The 4,416-nt window shown below is 65.8% G+C and carries 4 protein-coding genes and 1 pseudogene; 4 read left to right on the forward strand and 1 reads right to left on the reverse strand.

What is annotated here, in order from left to right:
* From WAO18_RS06665 to WAO18_RS06680, 4 genes and pseudogenes are all read left to right on the forward strand, one after another.
* The coding region (locus tag WAO18_RS06665) for a TetR family transcriptional regulator (protein ID WP_422204912.1) at positions 1-544 on the forward strand (544 nt) is incomplete at its 5' end.
* A pseudogene (locus WAO18_RS06670) lies at positions 534-1,465 on the forward strand (ATP-binding cassette domain-containing protein); the annotation flags it as partial. The gene WAO18_RS06665 and the pseudogene WAO18_RS06670, both read left to right, overlap by 11 nt.
* Positions 1,466-3,106, forward strand: a complete 1,641-nt coding sequence (locus tag WAO18_RS06675) for an ABC transporter permease (protein ID WP_422204916.1) — start codon at positions 1,466-1,468, stop codon at positions 3,104-3,106. It begins immediately after the preceding pseudogene.
* Positions 3,107-3,177: 71 nt separating this feature from the next.
* Entirely contained in the window at positions 3,178-3,792 is a 615-nt protein-coding gene (locus WAO18_RS06680; RefSeq protein WP_422204918.1) for a methyltransferase family protein, read from the forward strand.
* Here WAO18_RS06680 and WAO18_RS06685 read toward each other — a convergent pair.
* On the reverse strand, positions 3,793-4,416 hold a 624-nt coding region (locus WAO18_RS06685), incomplete at its 5' end, for a sugar phosphate nucleotidyltransferase (RefSeq protein ID WP_422204914.1). It abuts the gene before it with no gap.

Here is a 4,416-nt window from a genome sequence, read left to right on the forward strand (position 1 = left end):
CGCCGAAGCGGCCGGCGTGAGCGCCGCGCTCGTCATCCATCACTTCGGCTCCAAAGACGGTCTGCGCAAGGCCTGTGACGACTACGTCGCCGAGGAGATTCGCAGCGGCAAGTCCGAGGCGATGAACTCCAGCGACCCGGCCACCTGGTTCGCCGCGATGGCCGAGATCGAGGAATACGCCCCGTTGATGGCGTATTTGGTGCGCAGCATGCAGACCGGCGGCGACCTCGCGAAAACGTTGTGGCGCAATATGATCGACAATGCCGAGAGCTACCTGGACGAAGGCGTCGCCACCGGCATCCTGAAACCCAGCCGGGATCCCGTCGCCCGGGCGAAGTATCTGGCGATCACCGGCGGCGGCGGCTTCCTGCTCTACATCCAGATGCACGACACTCCAACAGATTTGCGGGCAGTTTTGCGCGACTATGCCCGCGACATGGTGCTGCCCGCCCTCGAGCTGTACACCGACGGCCTGATGACCGACAGCCACATGTACGACGCCTTTCTCGCGCAAGCCGAACAAGGAGAACCCGATGCCAGTTGACAACAACCACTCGCCGATCGAAATCCGCAATCTGACAAAGAACTTCGGTGCGGTGCGGGCCCTCGACGGCCTGGATCTGACCGTGCGCGAGGGAGAGGTGCACGGATTCCTCGGACCCAACGGGGCCGGAAAGTCGACGACGATCCGGATACTGCTGGGCGTGGTGAAGGCCGACTCAGGGACGGTCCGCCTGCTTGGCGGTGACCCCTGGACCGATGCGGTCGGCCTGCATCGCCACATCGCTTATGTTCCCGGCGATGTCACGCTGTGGCCGAACCTGACCGGTGGCGAGACCATCGACCTGCTGGCCCGCATGCGCGGTGGCATCGACGAAAAGCGGCGCGCTGAGCTGGTCGAGCGCTTCGAACTTGACCCGCACAAGAAAGCCCGGACCTATTCCAAAGGCAACCGGCAGAAGGTTTCGCTGATCTCCGCGTTCTCGTCGCGGGCCCGGCTGCTGCTGCTCGACGAACCCAGCAGCGGCCTGGATCCGTTGATGGAGAACATCTTTCAGCAATGCGTGGCCGAGGCGCGTGACCGCGGCGCGACGGTCCTGCTGTCCAGTCACATCCTGGCCGAGACCGAAGCACTCTGCGAACGGGTGACGATCATCCGCGCCGGCCGGACCGTGGAGAGCGGGACACTGGAATCGATGCGGCACCTCAGCCGGACGACGATCACGGCCGACTTGCTCAACGACCCCGGCGATCTCACCCGCATCCGCGGCGTCGAGGACGTGAGCTACGAAGGGACCACGCTGCACGCCCACGTGGACAGCGAAGGCCTCGGCGAACTCATTCGGGTGCTCGGTGACACCGGTGTGCGCAGCCTGGTCAGCCAGCCGCCCACTCTGGAAGAACTCTTCTTGCGCCACTACGGCGTCGACGGTCAGCGCGAGCTGACCAGTCAAGGAGCACGCCGATGACGACGACACTGCAACGGCCACCACATCCGGCACACGAAGCGCCACAACGTGGTTCGGCGTTCACCGGAACCCTCGGAATGCTGCGACTCTATCTGCGTCGCGACCGGATTGTCCTGCCACTATGGGTGTTACTGCTCTCGCTGCCGCTGGCCACCGTCTACATCGGCGGCATCGAGAAGGTCTACCCCGACCAAGCGGCGCGCGCCGGCTTCGCCGCCACGATCATGGCCAGCCCGGCCCAGCGCGCGCTCTACGGAAAGATCTACAACGACAGCCTTGGCGCGACCGGCATCTGGAAAGCCGGCATGTTCCACCTGCTGATCGCCGTCGCGGTCATCCTGACCGTCATCCGCCACACCCGCGCCGATGAGGAAACCGGCCGTGCCGAACTGGTCGACTCGACCGCGGTGGGCCGATACGCCAGCCTGACCGCGGCCCTGTTGTTGTCATTCGGTGCGTCGCTGCTCACCGGCGTGATCGGCGCGGCCGGGCTGCTCGGCACCAGTGTCGCCCCGCACGGGTCGCTGGCGTTCGGCGCGGCGCTGGCCTGCTCCGGCCTGGTGTTCACCGCGGTCGCCGCGGTGGCGGCCCAGCTGTCGGCCAGCGCACGGTTCGCTCGCGGAGCCGCATTCGCGGCGCTGGCCACCGCTTTCACGCTGCGCGCCGTTGGTGACGCCGGATCGGCGGTGTTGTCGTGGTTCTCGCCGCTGGGCTGGTCGCTACAGGTTCGCCCGTACGCCGGTGACCGGTGGTGGGTGCTGCTGCTGCACCTGACGACGACGCTGCTGCTCACCTTGCTGGCCTACCGGTTGCTCGCGCGCCGTGACGTCGGCGCGGGGCTGATTGCCGAACGTCCGGGGTCGGCCACGGCAACACCATTGCTGCGCAACGCTTTCGGGCTGGCCTGGCGGCTGGATCGCGGCGCTCTGCTGCTGTGGACGGTCGGGCTGTGCTTATACGGTTTGCTGATCGGCAGCATCATCCACGGCATCGGCGACGAGCTGGGGGGCGATACGGCGCGCGACATCGTCGTGCGCATGGGCGGCACCAACGTCTTGGAGCAGGCCTTCGTCGCGGCCGCGTTCTGCATGCTGGGCATGATGGCGGCCGCATTCGCCGTTTCGCTGACACTGCGGCTGCACCAGGAGGAAACCGGTCAACGGGCCGAGACGCTGCTCAGCGGAGCGGTAAGCCGAAGCCGGTGGCTGATAGGTCATCTCGTGATGGCACTGATCGGCTCGGCGGTCGCGATCGTGGTCGCCGGTGTGGTCGCCGGCCTCAGCTACGGAATCGCCGCTCACGACGTCGGCGGCAAACTGGGAATGGTCGTGGGCACTGCCCTGGTCCAGCTGCCGGCCGTGTGGCTGCCCGCCGCGGTGACCGTCGCGTTGTTCGGGCTGGCGCCGCGATTCAGCCCGGTGTCATGGGGGGTGCTGGTCGCATTCGTCGCGCTGTACCTGATCGGTTCGCTGTCCGGTTTTCCGCAATGGGTGCTCGACCTGGAGCCGTTCGCGCACATTCCGCTGGTCAGCGCCAGCGCCTTCACACCGGTTCCGCTGCTCGCGTTGTTGGCTATCGACGCCGCGCTGATCACCCTGGGAATCACGGCGTTCCGACGCCGCGACGTTCAGACATAAAGGAGGATGTCATGAATACTGTTGTCAAAGGCTCACTTTCGGCCACTTTGGGCTTGGCCGCCTTCGCGGCGATGCTGTTCCTGCCGGCCGGGACGTTCCATTACTGGCAGGCCTGGGCATTCCTCGCGGTGTTCGCGCTGTCCACCTGGATCCCGAGCGTGTATTTGATGCGCACCAACCCGGCCGCGCTCGAGCGGCGCATGCACGTCGGACCGTCAGCGGAGACCCGACCGCTGCAGCGGATTCTGATGGCCGTCATCTTCATCTGCTTTCCGGCGATGTTCGTGGTCAGCGCCCTCGATCACCGCTTCGGATGGTCGCCCGTACCGGCGTCCGTCTCGGTGATCGGCGATGTTCTGGTCGCGACCGGCCTCGGTCTGGCGATGGTAGTGATCATCCAAAATAGTTATGCGGCAGCCAATGTCACGGTCGAGGCGGGTCAGCGACTCGTCTCCAGCGGTCTGTACGGGCTGGTGCGCCATCCGATGTACACCGGAAATGTGTTCTTGATGCTCGGCATCCCGTTGGCACTCGACTCGTACTGGGCTTTGCTCTTTGTCATTCCCGGCGTGATCGTGCTCATCCTGCGCATTCGCGATGAAGAGGATCTGCTCAGCCACGAACTGAGCGGCTACCGCGAGTACACCGGAAAGGTGCACTACCGGCTACTGCCCTACGTGTGGTGACTAGATCCAAACGCCCTTACCCACGGCGACAACGCCGCCGGCGCTGATCGCGAAGCGTTCGCGATCCTTCTCGAGATCCACCCCGACCATCTCGCCGGGCCCGATGACGACGTTCTTGTCCAGAATCGCGTGCCGGACCACGGCGCCGCGGCCGACCCGCGCACCCGGCATGATCACGCTGCCCTCCACGATCGCGCCGTCGTCGACCACGACGTTGGACGACAGCACCGAGTTGCGCACCGACGCCGCGGAGATGATGCTGCCCGCCCCCACGACCGACTCCTGCGCGGAGCCGCCGTTGACGAACTTGGCAGGCGGCAGGTTCTCCGAGGCGCCGAGGATGGGCCAGCGCTTGTTGTAGAGGTTGAACACCGGATGCACCGACACGAGGTCCATGTGGGCGTCGTAGAACGCGTCCAGCGTCCCGACGTCACGCCAGTAACCACGGTCGCGGTCGGTGGCACCGGGCACGTCGTTGTCGTTGAAGTCGTAGACGGCGGCCATGCCGTCGCTCACCAACCGCGGGACGATGTCGCCGCCCATGTCGTGATCGGAGTCGTCGTCGTCGGCGTCGGCACGGATCGCGTCGATGAGCACCTTGGTGGTGAAGATGTAGTTGCCCAT

Origin of the sequence: Mycobacterium sp. (assembly GCF_049278535.1) — a bacterium.
In the GTDB taxonomy this organism is placed as follows: Bacteria; Actinomycetota; Actinomycetes; order Mycobacteriales; family Mycobacteriaceae; genus Mycobacterium.

What these genes read in the sequence shown, in the direction of transcription:
- WAO18_RS06675 (WP_422204916.1), top strand. Translation starts at nt 1,466, where the DNA reads ATGACGACGACACTGCAACGGCCACCACATCCGGCACACGAAGCGCCA.
- WAO18_RS06680 (WP_422204918.1), top strand. Translation starts at nt 3,178, where the DNA reads ATGCTGTTCCTGCCGGCCGGGACGTTCCATTACTGGCAGGCCTGGGCA.